The 19,645-nt window shown below is 69.9% G+C and carries 14 protein-coding genes; 5 read left to right on the top strand and 9 right to left on the bottom strand.

What is annotated here, in order from left to right; translation table 11 throughout:
- Positions 1 to 73 precede the first annotated feature (73 nt).
- From ACLQ3B_RS28900 to ACLQ3B_RS28885, 4 genes are all read left to right on the top strand, one after another.
- Complete coding sequence (locus tag ACLQ3B_RS28900) at positions 74 to 2,488, top strand: PEP/pyruvate-binding domain-containing protein (RefSeq protein WP_425783858.1); 2,415 nt, start codon at positions 74 to 76, stop codon at positions 2,486 to 2,488.
- Positions 2,489 to 2,501: 13 nt separating this feature from the next.
- Positions 2,502 to 3,068, top strand: coding sequence for a TetR/AcrR family transcriptional regulator (locus ACLQ3B_RS28895; RefSeq protein ID WP_425783857.1), 567 nt, complete (start codon positions 2,502 to 2,504; stop codon positions 3,066 to 3,068).
- A gap of 108 nt (positions 3,069 to 3,176) precedes the next feature.
- Positions 3,177 to 3,461 (top strand): low temperature requirement protein A, encoded by a 285-nt coding sequence (locus ACLQ3B_RS28890; RefSeq protein WP_425783856.1) that lies wholly within the window; start codon positions 3,177 to 3,179, stop codon positions 3,459 to 3,461.
- Positions 3,407 to 3,616, top strand: a complete 210-nt coding sequence (locus tag ACLQ3B_RS28885) for a hypothetical protein (RefSeq protein WP_425784012.1) — start codon at positions 3,407 to 3,409, stop codon at positions 3,614 to 3,616. The genes ACLQ3B_RS28890 and ACLQ3B_RS28885 overlap by 55 nt, the downstream gene beginning before the upstream one ends.
- Before the next feature lie 59 nt (positions 3,617 to 3,675).
- Here ACLQ3B_RS28885 and ACLQ3B_RS28880 read toward each other — a convergent pair whose 3' ends face one another.
- Positions 3,676 to 4,659, bottom strand: coding sequence for a TolB family protein (locus tag ACLQ3B_RS28880; protein WP_425783855.1), 984 nt, complete (start codon positions 4,657 to 4,659; stop codon positions 3,676 to 3,678).
- Positions 4,656 to 5,957 carry an MFS transporter gene (locus ACLQ3B_RS28875; RefSeq protein ID WP_425783854.1) on the bottom strand — a complete coding sequence of 434 codons (1,302 nt, stop codon included), beginning with the start codon at positions 5,955 to 5,957 and terminating at the stop codon, positions 4,656 to 4,658. The genes ACLQ3B_RS28880 and ACLQ3B_RS28875 overlap by 4 nt, the downstream gene beginning before the upstream one ends.
- A gap of 214 nt (positions 5,958 to 6,171) precedes the next feature.
- On the opposite strand from ACLQ3B_RS28875, the gene ACLQ3B_RS28870 reads away from it, so the two are divergent.
- Positions 6,172 to 7,551: a DUF7594 domain-containing protein gene (locus ACLQ3B_RS28870; protein WP_425783853.1), complete on the top strand. Its 1,380-nt coding sequence runs from the start codon at positions 6,172 to 6,174 to the stop codon at positions 7,549 to 7,551.
- 463 nt (positions 7,552 to 8,014) lie between these two features.
- Here the strand turns inward: ACLQ3B_RS28870 and mmsB are convergent, their stop codons facing one another.
- The 7 genes from mmsB to araA form a co-directional block, all read right to left on the bottom strand.
- Entirely contained in the window at positions 8,015 to 9,265 is a 1,251-nt protein-coding gene (mmsB, locus tag ACLQ3B_RS28865; RefSeq protein WP_425783852.1) for a multiple monosaccharide ABC transporter permease, read from the bottom strand.
- On the bottom strand, positions 9,262 to 10,800 hold the full coding sequence (gene mmsA / locus ACLQ3B_RS28860) for a multiple monosaccharide ABC transporter ATP-binding protein (RefSeq protein ID WP_425783851.1): 1,539 nt from the start codon (positions 10,798 to 10,800) through the stop codon (positions 9,262 to 9,264). The genes mmsB and mmsA overlap by 4 nt, the downstream gene beginning before the upstream one ends.
- Before the next feature lie 83 nt (positions 10,801 to 10,883).
- Complete coding sequence (gene chvE / locus ACLQ3B_RS28855; RefSeq protein ID WP_425783850.1) at positions 10,884 to 12,026, bottom strand: multiple monosaccharide ABC transporter substrate-binding protein; 1,143 nt, start codon at positions 12,024 to 12,026, stop codon at positions 10,884 to 10,886.
- Between the two features lie 312 nt (positions 12,027 to 12,338).
- The gene (locus tag ACLQ3B_RS28850; protein WP_425783849.1) at positions 12,339 to 13,994 is read right to left on the bottom strand and encodes a glycoside hydrolase family 27 protein; all 1,656 of its coding nucleotides are present in this window, start codon (positions 13,992 to 13,994) and stop codon (positions 12,339 to 12,341) included.
- 316 nt (positions 13,995 to 14,310) lie between these two features.
- Positions 14,311 to 15,297: a LacI family DNA-binding transcriptional regulator gene (locus tag ACLQ3B_RS28845; RefSeq protein ID WP_425783848.1), complete on the bottom strand. Its 987-nt coding sequence runs from the start codon at positions 15,295 to 15,297 to the stop codon at positions 14,311 to 14,313.
- Positions 15,298 to 15,709: 412 nt separating this feature from the next.
- Positions 15,710 to 17,818, bottom strand: coding sequence for a family 43 glycosylhydrolase (locus tag ACLQ3B_RS28840; protein WP_425783847.1), 2,109 nt, complete (start codon positions 17,816 to 17,818; stop codon positions 15,710 to 15,712).
- A 339-nt stretch (positions 17,819 to 18,157) separates the two neighbouring features.
- Complete coding sequence (gene araA, locus ACLQ3B_RS28835; RefSeq protein ID WP_425784001.1) at positions 18,158 to 19,636, bottom strand: L-arabinose isomerase; 1,479 nt, start codon at positions 19,634 to 19,636, stop codon at positions 18,158 to 18,160.
- Positions 19,637 to 19,645 lie beyond the last annotated feature (9 nt).

The following is a 19,645-nucleotide window of genomic DNA, read 5'->3' as shown; positions in this document are numbered from 1 at the left end:
GACATTGCAGTCGCATCGCAAACGGGGTACGGTCGGATGCAATTCAGTTGTATTGCAACGAGAGTGGGCTCCCATGCACGTGATCGCATTGTCCGAGGTGACCGCCGCCATGACCGCCCTGGTCGGCGGCAAGGCGGCCGGGCTGGGCGAGCTGATCCGACACGGCGAGCAGGTCCCCGACGGTTTCTGCGTCACCACCGAGGCGCACCGGCTCGGCGTCATCCCCACGGCCGAGGTCGTCGCCGCGTACGAACGGCTCGGCGCGGGCCCGGTGGCGGTGCGCTCCAGCGCCACCGCCGAGGACCTGCCGGACGCGAGCTTCGCCGGGCAACAGGACACCGTCCTCGACGTCACCGGCACCGTCGAGCTGATCGCCGCCATCGAGAAGTGCTGGGACTCGTTGCACGGCGACCGGGCGACCGCCTACCGCGACGCCCGCGGCATCGATCATCAAACGGTGCGGATGGCCGTCGTCGTGCAGCGCATGGTCGCACCCACGGTGGCCGGAGTGCTGTTCACCGCGAACCCGCTGACCGGGCGCCGCGACGAGATGGTGGTCGACGCCGCTCCGGGCCTCGGCACGACAGTGGTGGACGGCGCCACGGCCGTCGACCACTACGTCCTCGACGACGTCGCGCGCTCCGAGGCCGGATGCCTGGCCCCCACGCAGTTGGCCCGCCTCCGTGCCACCGGCGAGCGGTTGCAGGAGCACTTCGGCTGCCCGCAGGATGTCGAGTGGGCGATCGACGCGCACGACGTGCTGTGGCTCGTGCAGTCCCGGCCGATCACCAGCCTGTTCCCCGCCCCGCCGCCCAGCGGCAAGCCCCTCCCCCGCGTCTACCTGGAGTTCGGGCACGTCCAGGGCATGCTGCAACCGGTCACCCCGATGGGCATGTCGACCCTGCGGGCGCAGATCGCCGCGATGCTCGCCGCGCTCGGGGTGCGGGTCGAGATCGTCGACATCGGCGGCCGCCTCTACGGCGACCTGACCGACCTGGCCCGGGACCGGTCGTCCCGCAAGCGACTTGTGAAACTCCTGGCTGTCGACTTCGGGCCGCGCGCCCAGGCGGTGATGCGGCACGTGCTGGCGGACCCCCGGTTCGCCCCGACCAGCGGTGGCGCCAGGCGCGGCGGGGTGCCGGGGCCTGCGTCGCTGCGGACGGCCGGCCGCGCGGTGGTCGGGATCCTGCGGGCGCTGACCCGTCCCGAGGCCGCGCGGACCCGGATGTTCGAGGCGGTCGAGCAGCTGAGAGTACGCTCCGCTGCCCCCGCCGACCTGCGTACCGCCGCCGACCGGCTGCGCTTCGTGCAGGCGCGGGACGCCGACGACAGCGCCGACGCGATCATGTGGCCGATCGTCGCCGGCATGCTCGCCGCCGCGCTGCCGACCGCGCTGCTCAAGGGCGTCGCCGGCCCGGACGAGATCCACGCCGTGCTGGGCGGCATGCCGCACAACGTCACCATCGAGATGGACCTGGCCCTGTGGCGGCTGGCCCAGGGCGTGGGCGACCACCGCCAGCTCCTCCTCGACACCCCTGCGACCGAGTTGGCCGCGCGCTACCTGCGCGGCACGCTGCCCGAGATCGGCATGGCGGCCTTCCTGGACGTCTACGGTCACCGCGGCGTCGCCGAAGTCGACCTCGGGGTGCCGCGCTGGGCGGAGGACCCCACGCCGGTCTTCGCCGCGGTCGCCAACTACCTGCGGGTCACCGATCCGCAGCAGGGCCCCGACCAGCGCTTCGAGCGAGCCGCGTCGGCGGCGGAGACAGCGCTGCGGGACCTGGTCGCGCGCGCTCGCCGTCGGCGGCCGGTGCGGGGCAGGGTGGCCGGTTTCCTCTTGCGCCGGGCGCGGTCGTTGGCCGGTCTCCGCGAGGCCGGCAAGTTCGCCGGGCTGTACCCGCTGCGCGAGACCCGCCGGCAACTGCTGCTCATCGGCGCCGAGCTGCACGGCTCCGGGTTGCTGGACCAAACCGACGACATCATGTTCCTGACCCTCGACGAGGTGCACGCCGCCGTACACCAGGGTGTTGATCTGCGCGATACGGTCACCGCCCGACGGGCGGCGCACCGCCGGGAGCTGCGGCGTCGGACGGTGCCGGTGGCGCTGCTCTCCGACGGTACGGATGTCGAGACAGTCCTGCCGGCGGTGTCGTCCGGCGACGGCACGCTCGCCGGAGTGGGCGCGTCGGCCGGCCGGGTGACCGGTCCCGCCCGGGTCGTCCATGACCCACGCACCGCCCACGTCGAACCCGGCGACGTCCTGGTGGCCGCGACCACGGACCCCGGCTGGACCCCGCTGTTCCTCACCGCGGCGGCGCTGGTCACCGAGACCGGCGCGATCATGGCGCACGGCCCGACGGTGGCCCGCGAGTACGGCATTCCCGCCGTCATCTGCGTGCCGGACGCCACCCGGACCATCACCACGGGGCAGCTCGTCACCGTGGACGGCGGCGCCGGAACCGTCACGCTCCACCGACGCCCACTGTGAAACGATCGAGGTCATGCCCAAGAAGGTCGATCACCAGGAGCGACGCACCCTCATCGCGGACGCGCTGATGCGGGTCGCCGCGGACCAGGGCCTGGAGGCAGTCAGCCTCCGACACGTGGCTGCCGCGGCCGGCGTGTCCGCCGGGATGGTCCAGCACTACTTCCGGACCAAGGACGAGATGATGGCGTTCGCGCTGAGCGTGGTGCGGGAGCGCAGCCAGCTCCGGGTCACCGAGGCGGTGGCGCGGCTGGGCGAGACCCCGTCACCTCGGCTGCTGCTGCGGACGATGCTCGCCGCGCTGTTGCCGCTGGACGACCGCACCCGCGACGACGGGCGGGTGGCGCTCGCGTTCCTCGCCTACACGGCGGTACGGCCATCGGCGGCGCCCCGCCTGCACGAGGACACCGCGCAGTTCACCGCGTTCATCGCCAGCGTCCTGCCGGACCGCCACGGCACCGCCGCCGCGGCCGGCCTGCTGGCGCTGATGGAGGGGCTCGGTGTCTACCTGCTGGGCGGGCAGTACACCGCCGAACAGGCGCTGGGCGCGCTGGACGCCCACCTCGACCTACTCTTCGGCTGATCCGGCCCCAGCTGGGCGTTGACCCCCGGCCAGGGTGGTCGGCAGACCAGGATGAGCGGATAAGCCGCGTGCGGCGGTCCCGGCCGGTGCTGGTCGAGGAGGCACACCGTGCTGTGGACCGTGGCGTTCCTCGTCGACTACGGGGGTGGCCGGATCGCCACCGCTGCCAGCTTCGGGGAGGTCCGCAGCGGGGCGCACTTCGCCGAACGCCATGGCCTGGTGCTGATCATCGTGCTCGGTGAGTCCCTGCTGTCGGCCGGGGCCGGCGCGGGCCAGGCGGTGATCGCCTGGCCGGTGCTGCTGGCCGCGGCGTTCGGCTTCGCGGCGACCGTCTGCCTGTGGTGGCTCTACTTCGTGGGCGTCGCCCCGGCCGCCGCGAAGGTGCTGACCTGACCGTACGCGGCACGCCGGGTCAGCTGGTCGCGATCGGCGTCGTCCTCCTACTGGTGCCGGTGGCCCGGATGCTGCCCGCGCTGGCCGCCCTCGGCCTGCTTGCGGTCTTCCTCGCCGCGCTGGTGCTCTACGAGCGGCTGGCCCGGGCCGGCTGACGGAATGCTGTCCGCGCCAAGGAGTTCAGGTGTCCGGACCGCCGACCGGGGCCAGACCGTCAGGTGAGCGGGGACGGCGACTCGGCGCCGGGGATCACCAGCGTCGGCGTACCGGACCCGTCCGCCGGAACGCTCCACACGTCGGGCTGGCCGTCGTCCCGGCGCAGCGTGTAGGCCAGTTTCCCGCCGTCCAGCCACGCGGCCTGGTCATCGACGCTGCGGGTCTCGGCGGTCGCGGTGACCCGCATGCTCGAGAGGTCGAGGACCGACAGCCGCCAGCCCTTCGCCGGATCGGCGTCGATCGCCTCCTTGAACGCGAGACGGGCGCCGTCCGGTGACAGCGACGGGCACTCGACGTTCTCCTTCAGCGTCTCGACCGTACGGGCGGCGAGGTCACCCCGGACGAGGTACCTCTTGCCCCCGGTCGACATGGTCGCGTAGAAACGGTTGTCGTCGGCGGTGAAGGTGACGCCCCAGAAGTTGACGTCCGGGTTGCGGTGGTCCCGGCCGTCCCGGCTGATCGTGAACTCTTCGAGCGAGGCCACCGTGGCGCCGCTGCGGGTGTCGAGGATCCCGGTGCGGGTGGAGAAGCCACCTGAGGTGTACGAGTCACCACCGACGAACGTCGTCCAGGAGACCATCCGGCCGGAGGCCGAGACCCGAGCCCGGTTCGGCAGGCCCGGCACACTGACCGCCCGGGTCTGACGCAACGTCGCGTCGAGCACGACAACCTGGTACGACCACGCGGTCTCCGGCTTCAGACAGACCCCGGTGCCGGCTGCGGCGTACACCCGAAGGCATTCCAGGCCGGCGACTGTGCGCGGCCCGGCGGGGTCGGTCGCCGCGACGGTGGAGACGTGCCGGTCGGTGATCGCCAGCAGGCGCGGCCCGGGCGTCAGGGTGACCGCCTGCTCGCCGCCGGCGGGCGGCGCGGTCCGGGGAGCCTCCGCGGCCGTGGCGGCGTAGCCGGCCGCCACGGCGCCCAACAGCACGGCCGAGGCGACCACCACGCCGAGCTTCGCTCGGGTCGACATCGCGGTCATCGGGGCACCCTCCGGGTGGTGAGTCGGGACGGGGAGGCCAGCAGGAGCAGCGTGCCGACCAGCACGCCGGCGACGGCCAGGGCCGCCACGCGGATCGCCCTCTCCGGCCCCCACGCCTGCCAGGCCAGACCGAACAGCACGGAGGAGACGAGGTACGCGAGGGCCTGCCCGGTCTGCACCAGCGCGATTCCGGTGGTCCGCAGTCGCGCCGGCAGCACCGGGCCGGCGAGCGCGACGAGCACACCGTCGGTGGCCGCGTAGAAGGCCCCGTACAGGGTCAGCGCCAGGGTGATCAGTGGCCAACCGTCGACCGGGCCGGCCAGCAGGAGGTACGTCGCACCGAGTGCGGTGTAGCCGCCGATCACCACGGGCAGGCGACCGATCCGGTCGGCGAGTACGCCGAGCGGGGCGGCGAGCACCAGGTAGGCCAGGCTGGTCCCCACCGCGAGCAGCGGGAACCAGCGCAGACCGAGGTCCTCCCGGCGTTGCAGCAGCAGGTAGACGAAGCCGTCCCCGATGGTGGCCAACCCGAGCATCGTGGCGGCCAGCACCAGCCGCCGGGCGGGCCCGCCGCGCAGCAGGCCGAACGCCTCGCGGACGGAGACCTTCGGGTCGTCCGGCCCGTCCGCCGGCCCGCCGTCGGCCGTCTCGCCGGCTGGTCGTTCCCGGACGAAGAGCACCAGCACCACGACGGCCAGGGCCGCGACGCAGAAGCTGGTGACGAAGACCGCGTCGTACGACTGCCCGACGACCAGCAGGACCGCGAACGCGGCGAGTGGCCCGAGGAACGCGCCGACGCTGTCCATCGCCCGGTGCACCCCGAACGCCCGACCCAGCGCCTCCGGCGGCGTGGACAGCGTGATCAGCGCGTCCCGCGGGGCGCTCCGCACGCCCTTGCCGAGCCGGTCGACGGCGATGACGGCGCCGATCGCCGGTATCGACCGGCCGGCGAGCAGCAGGCCGAGTTTGGCGACCGCCGAGAGCGCGTACCCGATGCCGGCGATCAGCTTGCGCCGCCGGAACCGGTCGGCGGCGAAACCACCGACGACACGCAGCAGCGCGGTGGCGCCGGTGTGGACACCGTCCAGCACGCCGAAGGCCACCGGGCTGAGGTGCAGGCCCAGCACCAGATAGAGCGGCAGGACCGCGGCCACCATCTCGGCCGACACGTCGGTGATCAGACTGACCGTGCCGAGCGCGATGACGTTGCCGCTGACCATCGCGAACCGACGGCGCCGGGGCCTCGGTCCGGGCTGGTCGGCGACCGGTCGGGAGACGGTCGACAGGTACACGAGCATCTCCTCGGATCGACGGCTGACGGGCAGCCATCGTCCGTACTCAGTGGAGAGCGCACAACGGACCAGGCGTGGCATCCGGACGAGGGCCGGATGAACGGGTCGCCAACATCGAGGTGTTCGCCTGCCGGGACGCACTGTTCATCCGCCTGTCGCCCACCGGCTCATCGACCTTTCTACATTCCTTGCGCTCTTCCCACGAGGTAAGGAGTCCTGGATGGACATTCGATTCCCCCGCCCGTCGGTGACGCTGGGGGTGGTCGCGGTGGTCGTCGCCGCGACCGCCGCAGTCGTCGTGACCGGCGCCGGCGCGGCGTCGGCGGCGAGCGTGACCTTCACGCCGGTCGCCGACACCTACGTCCAGAGCGACGCGGCCGCCACCAACTACGGCACGTCCACGCAGGTTGTGGTCGACAACTCGCCCGTTCGGCGCTCGTTCCTGCGGTTCACCGTGAGCGGTGTCAGCGGCACCGTGACCGCCGCCAAGCTGCGGCTGCGCACGATCAGCGGCAACAGCGGCAGCGACGCCGGTGGCACGTTCCGCCGGATGTCCAACACGACCTGGTCGGAGACCGGCACCACCTGGAACAACCAGCCGGCCATCGACGGGGCCACGCTCGGCACGATCGGCGCGGTCAGCGGCAACACCTGGTACGAGGTCGACGTCACGGCCGCGGTCACCGGCAACGGCACGTACAGCTTCGGTGCCACCTCGACCAGCGGCGACGGCGCCTACTACGACACCCGCGAGAGTGGCGCGGACGCTCCGCAGCTGATGGTCACCACCGGGACCACCACGCCACCGACGTCGGGCGACCCGGTGTTCGTCGGCGCCGGCGACATCGCCGACTCGGGCTCCGGCGACAGCGCCACCGCGACGCTGCTCGACAACACCCCGGGAACGGTCTTCACCACCGGCGACAACGTCTACGACAGCGGGACGGCGTCGCAGTTCAACAGTTACTACGAGCCCACCTGGGGCCGGCACAAGTCCCGTACCCGCCCGTCGCCGGGCAACCACGACTACAACACCTCGGGCGCGACCGGCTACTACACCTACTTCGGTACGTCCGCCGGCCCGAGCGGTCGTGGCTACTACTCGTTCGACCTGGGCAACTGGCACATCGTGTCGCTGAACTCGAACATCAGCATGTCGGCCGGCTCGACCCAGGAGCAGTGGCTGCGCGCCGACCTGGCCGCCAGCGGCAAGCCGTGCACCCTCGCGTACTGGCACCACCCGCTGTTCACGTCCAGCTCCAACCACGCGCCGTCGACGTCGACGCGTCCGCTGTACCAGGCCCTCTACGACTACAACGCCGACGTCGTGGTGTGGGGGCACAACCACGTGTACGAGCGGTTCGCGCCGATGAACCCGGCCGGTGGCGCCGACTCCAGCCGGGGTCTGCGCAGCTTCGTCGCCGGCATGGGAGGCGCGGGGCACTACGGCTTCGGCACCATCCAGCCCAACAGCGAGGCGCGCAACAGCTCGGCGTGGGGCCTGCTGAAGTTCACCCTGCACTCCAACAGCTACGACTGGCAGTTCCTACCGGTGGCCGGCCAGACCTACACAGACACCGGCACCACCACCTGCCACTGACCGCGTGGATCCCGCCGCGCCGTTCGCGGCGCGGCGGGACCGTCGTCCGCCGCACCCTGGAGGGAGCGTTCGCACCTGCGCGGTCCGCTGTAGAGCTGCCCCAGATATGGGGCGGCGGCGGGCCGAGCGCCTCGGCGGCGGCCTGTAGAGGGCCGGCCGATCGCGGACCCGCTACGTCCCCAACGCATTGCCAACCTGACGACGCCGTTCGAGTCCCTCGAACGACCGGGCGGCGAGTCGTCCACCGACGGCGCCGGGACCACGCGCCCACCGAACCGTGAGCGGCTACCCGTGCGGGCGGTGCCGGTCCATATCTGGGGCAGCTCTACAGCACCGCGAACAGGTGGTCCGACGCCGACGGGCCAGTCGGCCATCGGCCAGGGCTCCGGCGACCGGCACCGCCGAGCGACGCGTGCCCCCTGTCCGCGAGGCGGGCAGGGGGCACGTGCGTACCGTCCAGGCGTCAGCGGGCCGTGCCGGCCCGACGCTTGTTGTAGACGTCGAAGGCGACCGCGACGAGCAGGACGAGACCCTTCACCACCGACTGCGTCGACTGGTCGATGCCCATCAGCTGCATGCCGTTGCTCATCACCGCCATGATCAGACCACCGACCATCGCGCCCACCACGGTGCCCACGCCACCGGTGACCGCCGCGCCGCCGATGAAGGCCGCGGCGATCGCGTCCAGCTCGAACATGTTGCCGGCGGCGGGCTGAGCGCCGTTCGACCGGGACGAGTAGATGACGCCGGCCACCGCCGCCAGGAAGCCCATGTTGACGAACATCCAGAAGTTGACGGTGCGGACCTTCACCCCGGACAGCGCCGCCGCCGACAGGTTGCCACCGATCGCGTAGACCTGGCGACCGAAGACGGTACGCCGGGTGAGCAGGCCGTAGACCAGCACCAGGACCGCCAGGATGATCAGCACGATCGGCAGCCCTCGGGCGTGCGCCAGCTGCCAGGCGAAGTACATGAGGACCGCGCCGACCAGCACGACCCGGGCGACGAACAGCGGGAACGACTCGACAGGCTGCTGGTAGCGGATACGCGCCACGCGGGTGCGGAAGCCACTGACCGCGTAGCCGGCCACGGCGATGGCGCCGATCAGCAACGTGAAGGCGTCGAAGCCGTTACCACCGAGCAGGCCGTTGAGGAAGCCCGCCGCGACCTGCTGGTACTCGGACGGGAACGGCGACAGCGAGATGTTGTCGAGCACCCGCAGGGTGAGGCCCCGGAACAGGAGCATGCCGGCCAGGGTCACGATGAAGGCCGGAATGCCGGCGTACGCCACCCAGAACCCGTGCCAGGCGCCGACCGCGAGGCCGACGACAAGCGCGGCCACGACGCCGATCCACCAGGGGTGGCCCTGCTGGATCACCAGGACGGCGGAGACCGCCCCGGTGAGCGCGACGATCGATCCGACCGACAGGTCGATGTGCCCGCCAATGATCAGGATGACCATCCCGATCGCGAGGACCAGGATGTAGGAGTACTGGAGGACGATGTTTGTGATGTTGCCGGGGCTCAGCAACACCCCGTCGGTCAGGACCGCGAAGAGCGCGACGATGACGACCAGGGCGACGTAGATCCCGCTCTGCCGCAGGTTGTTCAACACCAGCGCCCGCAGGTCGCTCGTCCCGCTGTGCAGGGCGGCGGTGGGCGTGCTGTCCGGCGGCGTGGGGCGCTCCGTCGAAGGGGTCTTGATGCTTGTCATCCGACGAGCTCCTTGTCCTTGGTCATCAGCTCCATGAGGCTCTCCTGAGTCGCCTCGGCCACCGGCATCTCGCCGGTGATCCGGCCGGCGGCGAGGGTGTAGATGCGGTCGCACATTCCGAGCAGCTCCGGCAGCTCGGAGGAGATGACGATCACCGCCTTACCGGCGGCCACCAGCCGGTTGATGATCGTGTAGATCTCGTACTTGGCGCCGACGTCGATCCCGCGGGTGGGTTCGTCGAGGATCAGCACGTCCGGATCGGTGAACAGCCACTTCGACAGCACGACCTTCTGCTGGTTGCCGCCGGAGAGCTTGCCGACCACCGCCATCACGCTCGGCGTCCGGATGTTCATCTCCTTGCGGCTCGTCTCGGCAACCTTGATCTCCTCGTTGCCGTTCACCCAGCCCAGGCGGGACAGCCGGTCCAACGCGGCGGCGGACACGTTGCGCCGCACGTCGTCGATGAGGTTGAGGCCGTAGCGCTTGCGGTCCTCGGTGACGTAGGCGATGCCGTTGTCGATCGCCTCGGCGACGGTACGCGCCTGCACCTCCCGCCCGTGCACGAAGAGTCGGCCCCGGATGTCGCGCCCGTAGGACCGACCGAACACGCTCATGGCCAGCTCGGTCCGCCCGGCCCCCATGAGGCCGGCGATGCCGACGACCTCACCGGCGCGTACGGACAGCCCGACGCCCTCGACGACCATCCGGTCCTGGACCGGGTGCCGCACCGTCCAGTCCTCGATGCGGAGGACCTCGTCCGCGGGGGACGACTCGCGGTCGGGGTAGAAGCTGTCCAGGTCGCGCCCGACCATGCCCCGGATGATCCGCTGCTGGCTGACGTCGTCGGACTTCATGTCGAGGGTTTCCACCGCGCGCCCGTCCCGGATGACTGTGGTCGAGTCGGCGATGGCGGTGATCTCGTTGAGCTTGTGCGAGATCATGATGCAGGTGATGCCCTGCTCCTTGAGGGCCCGCAACAGGTCGAGCAGGTGCGCCGAGTCGATGTCGTTGAGCGCGGCGGTCGGCTCGTCCAGGATGAGCAGGCGCACCTTCTTCGACAGCGCCTTGGCGATCTCCACCAACTGCTGCTTGCCGACGCCGAGCTGGATGACCGGGGTGACCGGGTTCTCGTGCAGCCCGACGGAAGCGAGCAGCTTCGCCGCTTCGGCGTTGGCGAAGTTCCAGTCGATGAGCCCGCTGCGGCCACGCCGCTCGTTGCCGAGGAAGATGTTCTCCGCGATCGACAGGTACGGCACCAGGGCGAGCTCCTGGTGGATGATGACGATGCCGTTGGCCTCGCTGTCGCGGATGCCACGGAACTGCATCGGCTTGCCGTCGAAGAGGATCTCACCGTCGTACGAGCCGGACGGGTGGACGCCGGACAGCACCTTCATCAGGGTGGACTTGCCGGCGCCGTTCTCACCGCAGATGGCGTGGATCTCGCCGCGGCGAACTGAGAGGGTGACGTCCTCCAGCGCGGTCACGCCGGGGAAGGTCTTGGTGATGCGACGCATCTCGAGGATGGTGTCGTCCATGGTCACTGTCCTCCGTCAGGTCTGGACGCGGTACACGCCCAGGCGTCGGGCCCGGCGGATGACCGCCGGGCCCGACGAGTGGCTTACTTCTTGGCCTGACCGGCGGCGACCTCTTCCGCCGTCCAGTAGCCGGAGTCGATCAGCGTCGCCTTGATGTCGTCCTTGTAGACGGTCGCGATCGGCAGCAGGTACGCCGGGACGACCTTGACACCGTTGTTGTACGTCTGGGTGTCGTTGGCCTGCGGCTGCTTCTTCTGCAGGAACGCCTCGGCGGCGTTCACGGCCTGCTCGGCCAGCAGCCGGGTGTCCTTGAAGACCGTCGAGTTCTGCACGCCGTCGTTGATCAGCTTGATCGAGGCGATCTCCGCGTCCTGGCCGGTGACCACGGGGAGCTTCTTCGCGCCCTTGCCGTAGCCGGCGTTCTGCAGGGCGGTGATGATGCCGCGGGAGATGCCGTCGTACGGCGAGAGCACCCCGTCGACCTTCGAGCCGTCGTTGTAGGCCGAGGTGAGCAGGTTCTCCATCCGCTTCTGCGCGGTCTCCTGCTGCCACCGCAGGATGGCGACCTGCTCGGGGGTGGTCTGCTTGGACTTGACCTTCAGCGTGCCGTTCTCGATGAACGGCTTCAGCGTGTCCATCGCACCGCCGAAGAAGTACTGGGTGTTGTTGTCGTCCAGCGACCCGGCGAAGAGCTCGACGTTGAACGGCCCCTTGGCGGTGCCCTTCGAGCCGTCCTTGTTCTGCAGGCCGAGACCGACGAGCAGCGCGGTGCCCTGGGCGACGCCAACCTTGTAGTTGTCGAAGCTGACGTAGAAGTCGACGTCCTTGCTGCCGCGGATCAGCCGGTCGTAGGAGATGACCGGGATCTTCGCGGCCGCGGCGGCCTGCAGCTGGCTGTTGAGCGCGGTGCCGTCGATCGCCGCGACGATCAGGACATCAGCACCCTGGGTAATCATCTGGTCGACCTGCTGCGACTGCGTGGGGATGTCGTCGCCGGCGTACTGGAGGTCGACCTTGTAGCCCTTGGCCTCAAGCTTCGACTTCACCGCGTTGCCGTCGGCGATCCACCGCTCCGAGGTCTGGGTCGGCATCGACACGCCGATGGTCAACTCGCTGGGCTTCTCGTCACCGGTCTTGTCACCGCTGCCCGCACCCCCGCCGCTGCACGCCGCCATACTCAGCGCGAGTGCCGCGCCGCCGAGAGCAACCAGGAATTTCCTGCCCACCGGCTTCTCCTCTCTGGACTCCCCCGCCGACTGCCGGGGCCAAGTGTCATCTTTCGGGTAGTGTTAGCGCTCACATAGATTGCGTCAACACCAGATCCGAAATACCGGTGTCACGGTCTCGTAACGGAGCATCCAGGCGAGCGTAGCCATGTGGCCGATCCGCCGGAAGGGCAGGACGCGGCGACTCAGCGTGGTCACCCGCAGCACCCTACAGACCGATGCCCGCGGACGACATCGGTCGTCCGCGGGCATCGGCACTACCGCCGGATCAGGTGGGTCGCCGCGACCTCGGGGGTCGGCGGACCCGACCGGTTACCGTTGCGACCACCGCTGGTTCGCCGCCCCGGTGCAGGTCCACAGGATCACCGTGGTGCCGTTGGCCGTGGCGTTGCCGTTGACGTCCAGGCAGAGTCCCGACTGCGTGCCGCTGATCGTGCCGTTGGCGTTGACCACCCATTGCTGGTTGGCCCCGCCGTTGCAGTCCCAGATCTGCACCTTGGCGCCGGCTGCGGCGTTGGCCGGCGCGTCCAGGCACTTGCCGAGGGCCTGCAGGGTCTGACCGCTGCTGGTCCAGCGCTGGTTGGCGGCGCCGTTGCAGTCCCAGATGACCGGCTGCGTGCCGTTGCTGGTGTTGCTGTTCGGCACGTCGAGACAGCGGCCGGACGCGGCGCTGGCGTACGCGCTGGACGTGGTCGGCGGCGGCGTCGTCGGAGGAGTCGTGCCGCCACCGCTGACCCGGTAGACCACCGTGCCGTGCGCGGGGACGCTGGCGCTGATGGTCCCACTGCTGGAGCTGGTGCCTCCGGTCCACGCGTCCACGAGCGTGAACGAGGAGCCGGACTTGCCGACGGCCCCGGCCGTGGTCGAGATCGTCGTCGTCGAACCGCCCTGGTTGAAGAGGGCCACGGCGACGTCACCGTTGGCGAGCCGCTTGGCCAACACCCGACGCGTGCCGTCGAACGACACCTGCGTGCCCTGCAACCCGAGCGAGTCCTGGTTGATGGCGATCAGGTTGGCGTTCTTGAGGATGGTCTGCGTCGCGGAGTTCATGTTCCGCACGTCGTTCCCGGCGATCAGCGGAGACGCCATGATCGCCCACATCGCGAAGTGGCTGCGCATCTCCGTGTCGTTCATGCCGCCGCGACCAATTTCCATCATGTCGGGGTCGTTGAACCCGCCCGGCCTCGCGTAGGACGCCATCGGAACGGTCACGTTGATGATGTTCTGGATGCCCATCGGGTAGCCGTTGCTCTGGCCGGTGTCCCACGCGTTGGTGATGTCCTCGGTGGTTCGCCACATGTTCGCCACGTCGCCCCAGTTGCGCTGCGGGCCGGTCTTGGCGTGGATGCTGTTGGAGTTGATGCTGTACACGATCGGTCGGCCGGTGGCAGCCAGCGCGTCACGCATCTTGGCGAAGGTGGTCACCTGGTCGCTGATGCTGCCCTCCGGCGAGCACCAGTCGTACTTGAGGAAGTCGACACCCCAGGCGGCGAACTGGCGCGCGTCCTGCGCCTCGTGGCCACGGCTGCCGGTCGCGCCAGGGTAGGCGCCGAAGTACTGCGCGCAGGTCTTGTCGACGGGCACCTGGTAGAGGCCGAACTTCAGGTTCCGGGCGTGCAGGTAGTCGCCGAGCGCCTTCATTCCGCTGGGGAACCGGCTGGGGTCGCCCTGGATGTTGCCGGAGCTGTCCCGGTTGGGGTTGAACCAGCAGTCGTCGACCACGACGTAGTTGTAGCCCAGGTCCCGCATGCCGCTGCTGACGATCGCGTCGGCGCTCTGCCGGATCAGCCCCTCGTTGATGTTGCAGCCGAACGAGTTCCAGGAATTCCAGCCCATGGGGGGAGTTCGTGCCACGCCGTTGTCGAGTGCCTGCGCCGTCGGGGCGCGAAGGCCGACCAGGGCGCCGGCGAGCAGTACGCCGGCCGCCAAAGCGCTCCCCCAGCGACGACCTCGGGTAATGCGGTTCATCGAGCCTCCTTGTTGGTGGCGCCCGCCGGTGGCTACGATCCCTGGTCGGTGCGCCGATAGTTGTACGCCAATTTTTGTTAGCGTTAACAGAGACGCACATCATGTTACGGCGACATTTCACGAGGTTCAATACCTTGCCGCCGCCGTATCGTTTGACATCGATTGGTTACAGTCTGCGACCCATCGAGTCGCGTCTTATCCAGGCGGAAGCCGAAAACGGCGCACGCTGGCGCGCGTGGACCACTCGGGCGGGGAGCGGGGCGGCTGGACTGCTTCCCCCGCGGCGCGCGGGGGCGACCTCCGGTTGGGCCAGCCGTCAGCGACGAGGTGGGGCGACGCTGTCCCGGGCGACCAGAGCCGGGGCGACGGTCTGCCGCAGCGCCCCAGCGGTGCCCGACTCGATCTGGGACAGCAGCATCTGCAGGCTCGCCCGCGCCACCGCGTCGAAGTCCGGTCGGACGGTGGTCAGCGGCGGAATGAAGTACGCCGCCTCCGGCACGTCGTCGAAGCCGACCACGCTGATCTCGTCCGGCACCCGCCGGCCGAACTCGTGCAGCGCCCGCAGCACGCCCAGCGCCAGATGGTCGTTGGCGGTGAAGACGGCGGTGACCTCCGGCATCCGCGCCAACATCTGCCCGCACCGGTAACCCGACGCCGCGGACCAGTCCCCCGGCATCGGCGGCGGCGGATCCAGCCCGGCGGCCAGCAGCGCCTGCCGCCAGCCGTCGATCCGGCCGACGCTGTCGAACCAGTCGGTCGGCCCGGAGACATGCCAGACGGTGCCGTGCCCGGCGTCGAGCAGATGTTGCGTCGCCGCCCGGGCGCCCGCCACCTGGTCGACGGTCACCAACGGCACCGGCCGACTCGGGTCACCGTCGACCGTGACCAGCGGGACATCCTTGGGCAGGCGCTCCAGCGCCTCACCGGCCGACTCGACCGGGGCGATGACCACGATGCCGGCGACCCGGTGCGACAGGTGCCGCTCGACGGCCGCCGAGATGGAACGGTGGTCGAGGTTTCGCACGCTGCCGACACTTACCGCGAAACCCTCTTCGGCGGCGGTCTGCTCCAACGCGGCCAGCAGCGACGCCGGCCCGTAGAGCGTCGTGTTCTGCGCGACCACACCGATGACCTGCGATCGACCGGTCACCAGGGCGCGTGCCGCGCCATTGGGGCGGTAGCCGAGTTCGGCGATCGCCGCGCGCACCCGAAGCCGGGTCTGCTCACGGACGTTGGGGTGCCCGTTGAGCACCCGCGACACCGTCTGATGGGAGACACCGGCGAGACGAGCAACGTCCGTCATCGCGGGACCGTGGACGGCCATTTCACTCCCCCCGCTACATCTCCGGACCGCGGCCCGTCGACGTCGACCGGAGCGGCCCGGCCCGGTCCCCCTCGCTCAGTCACCACGCCGGTGCTGAATCCCAGGTGACCAGCGCTGGATCGCCGACAGTCTACGCCAGCGACGGTCCCGAACACGGCACGGCTTCGCGTGGACCGTGCGACGCGGTGAAGCCGTACAACGTCGCGTCCCCACCGGAGTACGCGACCAATCGGTGCGGGCACGGCCGCGACGTGGTACGCCGGCCTGCCCTCGCTCCCGGACAGAGCATGGAGCAGGCCGGCGAGGACCTGACGCGGTGGCGCGGACTCGACATGCCGCCAGGCACGCGTTGCCAGCGCCACCGGTCAGACCGATCGTCGTGTGACAGGTGTCACGGGGTGGTGAGGCTGAACTGTCGCACGGTGACCGCGCCACCGAGCGCCTGTGTCGCGTGATTGAAGATGGCGAATCGGTAGCCCATGAAGAACTGCCAGTTGTTCGCCAACGTCAGGGCGTTGCCGAACGAGGTGAAGTTGACCCCGTCGGTGCTGTACGAGAAACGGGCCTGCCGCCCGGAGCCGGGTCTGATGTCCGCGTTGGCGCGCAACCAGATCCGGCCACCGGAGACGGCGGTGCTCGCCACCTCGCTGCCGGTGCTCGTGGTGTTCCAGCTGCCGTCCATCGTCAGGCCGTTCTGCATGACCAGACGTGTGGACCCGTTGTCCCGTCGGACTCCGATCCAGGCCGACGAGTTGCGCAGCACCGCCAGGCCGGTGCGATCACCGTCGCGCATGGTGGAGTAGTCCAGCTCGATGGTCGCGGTGGAGGTGGGGCCCTGGATCCGGTGGGTCAGCGTGTTGCGCGCCTTGTACAGGTCGCCGGTGACGGTGGCGGTCTGCAGGTTCAGCCCGTTGTTGACCGACCACTTGCTGTTGTCGGGGTTGTGGTTCCACTCCCACTGCGGGCCGAGGGTGGTGCCGGCGAACGTGTCGGTGCCGGTGAGCGGCTTGACCGCCCGGGGCGGCGCGGGCAGGTTCGGCTTCGGGTAGGTGCTGCCCCACGTGCCGTTGACCGTCTGCAGCACGGGCCAGCCGTCGCCGGTCCAGGTGATCGGGGCCATGGCCGGCATCCGACCACCGGGGTACGCGTCGACGAAGGACATGTAGTACCAGTCGCCGTTCTGGGTCTGCACCAGCCCACCCTGGTGCGGCACGCCGCCGCCAGAGATCGGACCGGGCAGGTTGAGCAGCACCTGACGCTGCTCGTACGGGCCGAACGGGCCGTTCGTGGACTTCAGCACGTACTGGCCGTTGGCCGGGCGGGTGAGCCAGATGTAGTAGGCGCCGTTGCGCTTGTAGAAGCGGGCGCCCTCCAGCGTCCCGATGCTGGACGGCGTCTGGTACACCTGCTGGGCGCGGACCTGGGACTTCCCGTCCGCGGACAGCTGCGCGACGCTGATGGTGCCGTTGCCGTACGCCACGTACATGGTGTCGTTGTCGTCGATCAGCATCCCCGCGTCGTAGTAGCAGTTGGGGATGGTGGTGTGCTTGCTCCAGGTGCCGTCGACGGCGGACGCGGTGTAGATGTGGGTCTGCGCGAAGTCGATGCACCCGGCCCAGTAGTACGTCTTGTTGCTCGGCCGGTAGTTCAGCGTCGAGGCCCAGATCCCGTCGACGTACGCGTTACTACCGCCGCTCATGTCGTACTTCGAGCCGAAATCGAGCTTGGGCACGGAGTGACCGGCGAACTCCCAGTTGACCAGGTCGTACGAGCGCAGGACCGGCGCGCCCGGTGAGTAGTGCATGGTGGACGCCGACATGTAGTAGGCGTTGTCCACGCGGATGATGTCGACGTCGGCGAAGTCCTGCCAGACCGTCGGGTTCGAGTACGTGCCGTTCGAGGGCGGTGGCGTCGTGGGGTCGGTCCCGCCGTCGACGCGGACGAGCTGCCACTGCTGGTTGGTGCCGTTCCAGTCGTCGTACTGCACGATGTTGCCACCGTCGGCGGTCGAGGCGCCCTGCACCTCCATCGCCTTGTTGCTGTTGCGGTTGATCAACCGGACGTACCCACCGTCCGAGTCGGCCAGCCGGAACTGCTGGTTGGTGCCGTTGTTGTCAGCCCACTGCACGATCGCACCGCCGTTGGCGGTGGAGCGGCCGGAGACGTCCAGCACCTTGCCCGACAACCGCGACTTGAGTCGGTAGTAGCCGCCTCCGGAGTCCACGAACTGCCACTGCTGCTGGTTGCCGTTGTTACGCGTCCACTGGGTGATCCGCGCTCCGTCGTTCGTGGCCATGTTGTACACGTCCACGGCCTTGCCACTGTTGCGGTTCACCAACACGTACCAGGCGCTGGTGTCGACAGTGGCCGCCGACGCCGGCGACGAGGCGACGGCCGCAGCCGCGCCACCGACCACAAGCACCATCGCGGCGACGGCGAGTCTCGACAGCCACCCGCGCCGCCGTGGCGCACCCCGGGGAACCCGACCGATGGAAAGCATGATCCTCCTCTGCTGACGCGAACCGTGCGGTCTGGGCCGGCGTCCGCGGCGCCGGGCGGGGCACCGAGCTGACCAGGCCCGGCCATGTGATCGCTAACACCGATTACCCGACCGTCGCGGTGACGAGGTGCCGAAACCGCAGGGGTGGGACGCGAGCGCGGCCGGACCAGCCAACGACATCGACCATCTTGGCTATAGACTGTGAGCGATAACATGCTGTTAGTCAAGGCGTAACACAACCGCCTCGTGGCACGGCTGGCGCACACACGAACGGGTGGCCCACCCCCGCCCGCAGGCAGGGGTGGACCACCCGTTTTTCGTACGATCAGACCGCGCGAATCAGAAGCCGCGGGCCAGCCGGTAGTACGCCTGGTTCCAGCGCAGCTCGTCGGCGAAGCGGCGGGCCTCCGTCTCGGCGTCGATGACGACGAGCTCGGTGCGACTCATCTCCGCCAGGTCGTGCAGCTCCTCCACGCCCACCGCCTGCGACAGCACGGTGTGGTGCGGTGCGCCCGCGGTGATCCACGCCTCGGCCGAGACGGGCAGGTCGGGGCGCGGACGCCAGACGGCCCGGGCGACCGGCAACCGGCGCAGCGGTTGCGGCGGGGACACGACGTCGATCTCGTTGGCCACGAGCCGGAAGCGCTCGCCCATGTCGGCCAGCCCGAGCACCACGGCCGGACCGGGTGCGGCGTCGAAGACCAGCCGGACCGGGTCCTCCCGGCCACCGATGCTCAGCGGATGGATCTCCACGTTGGGCACGTCCGACGCGATGGTCGGGCAGACCTCCAGCATGTGCGCCCCGAGCACCAGCTCGTTGCCCGGGGTGAGGTCGTAGGTGTAGTCCTCCATGAACGACGTGCCGCCGCTCACGCCCACCGACATCGCCTTGAGGGTGCGGACCAGGACCGAGGTCTTCCAGTCGCCCTCGCCGCCGAAGCCGTAGCCGTCCGCCATCAGCCGCTGCACGGCGATGCCCGGCAGCTGACGCAGCCCTCCGAGGTCCTCGAAGTTCGTCGTGAAGGCCCGGAACCCACCCGCGTCCAGGAAGGCGCGCATGCCCAGTTCCAGGCGCGCGGCGTACCGCAGCGAGTCGTGCTGCTCGCCGCCGGGCAGCAGCTCGCCGACGATGCGGTAGGTGTCCTCGTACTCCTTGACCAGGTCGTCCACCTGCGCGTCGGTGACCTCGCCGACCACCTCGACCAGGTCGTTGACGCCGTAGGTGTTGACCGAGACCCCGAAGCGCAGCTCGGCCTCGACCTTGTCGCCCTCGGTCACCGCGACGTCGCGCATGTTGTCGCCGAAACGCGCCAGGCGCAGCGACCGCATCGCCGACCAGCCCAGCGCGGCGCGCGCCCACGCCCCCACCCTGGTGGTCACCCGCGGGTCACTGACGTGCCCGGCCACCGTCTTACGGGCCACACCGAGACGCGTCTGGATGTACCCGAACTCGCGGTCGCCGTGGGCGGCCTGGTTCAGGTTCATGAAGTCCATGTCGATGTCGTTCCACGGCAGCAGAACGTTGGCCTGGGTGTGCAGGTGCAGCAGCGGTGTCTGCAACGCGTCCAGACCGGAGATCCACATCTTGGCCGGCGAGAACGTGTGCATCCAGGCGATGACCCCGACGGCACCCTGAGCGGCGGCGTCTCGGCAGACCTGCAGGATCTCACCGCTGTTGGTCAGGACGGGCTTCCAGACCACGCGGGCGGGAATCTGCGGCGAGTCGTCGAGCGCGGCCGCGATCTGGCGGGACTGCTCGGCCACCTGGCGGAGCGTCTCCTCGCCGTACATGCCTTGGCTGCCGGTGAGGAACCAGATCTCGGGTTC

It is taken from the genome of Micromonospora sp. DT53 (assembly GCF_049841535.1).
In the GTDB taxonomy this organism is placed as follows: domain Bacteria; phylum Actinomycetota; class Actinomycetes; order Mycobacteriales; family Micromonosporaceae; genus Micromonospora.
This window is presented reverse-complemented; position numbering and strand designations above follow the sequence as displayed.

What these genes read in the sequence shown, in the direction of transcription:
- ACLQ3B_RS28900 (WP_425783858.1), top strand. Translation starts at nt 74, where the DNA reads ATGCACGTGATCGCATTGTCCGAGGTGACCGCCGCCATGACCGCCCTG.
- ACLQ3B_RS28895 (WP_425783857.1), top strand. Translation starts at nt 2,502, where the DNA reads ATGCCCAAGAAGGTCGATCACCAGGAGCGACGCACCCTCATCGCGGAC.
- ACLQ3B_RS28880 (WP_425783855.1), bottom strand. Translation starts at nt 4,659, where the DNA reads ATGACCGCGATGTCGACCCGAGCGAAGCTCGGCGTGGTGGTCGCCTCG.
- ACLQ3B_RS28875 (WP_425783854.1), bottom strand. Translation starts at nt 5,957, where the DNA reads ATGCTCGTGTACCTGTCGACCGTCTCCCGACCGGTCGCCGACCAGCCC.
- ACLQ3B_RS28870 (WP_425783853.1), top strand. Translation starts at nt 6,172, where the DNA reads ATGGACATTCGATTCCCCCGCCCGTCGGTGACGCTGGGGGTGGTCGCG.
- mmsB (WP_425783852.1), bottom strand. Translation starts at nt 9,265, where the DNA reads ATGACAAGCATCAAGACCCCTTCGACGGAGCGCCCCACGCCGCCGGAC.
- mmsA (WP_425783851.1), bottom strand. Translation starts at nt 10,800, where the DNA reads ATGGACGACACCATCCTCGAGATGCGTCGCATCACCAAGACCTTCCCC.
- ACLQ3B_RS28850 (WP_425783849.1), bottom strand. Translation starts at nt 13,994, where the DNA reads ATGAACCGCATTACCCGAGGTCGTCGCTGGGGGAGCGCTTTGGCGGCC.
- ACLQ3B_RS28845 (WP_425783848.1), bottom strand. Translation starts at nt 15,297, where the DNA reads ATGACGGACGTTGCTCGTCTCGCCGGTGTCTCCCATCAGACGGTGTCG.
- ACLQ3B_RS28840 (WP_425783847.1), bottom strand. Translation starts at nt 17,818, where the DNA reads ATGCTTTCCATCGGTCGGGTTCCCCGGGGTGCGCCACGGCGGCGCGGG.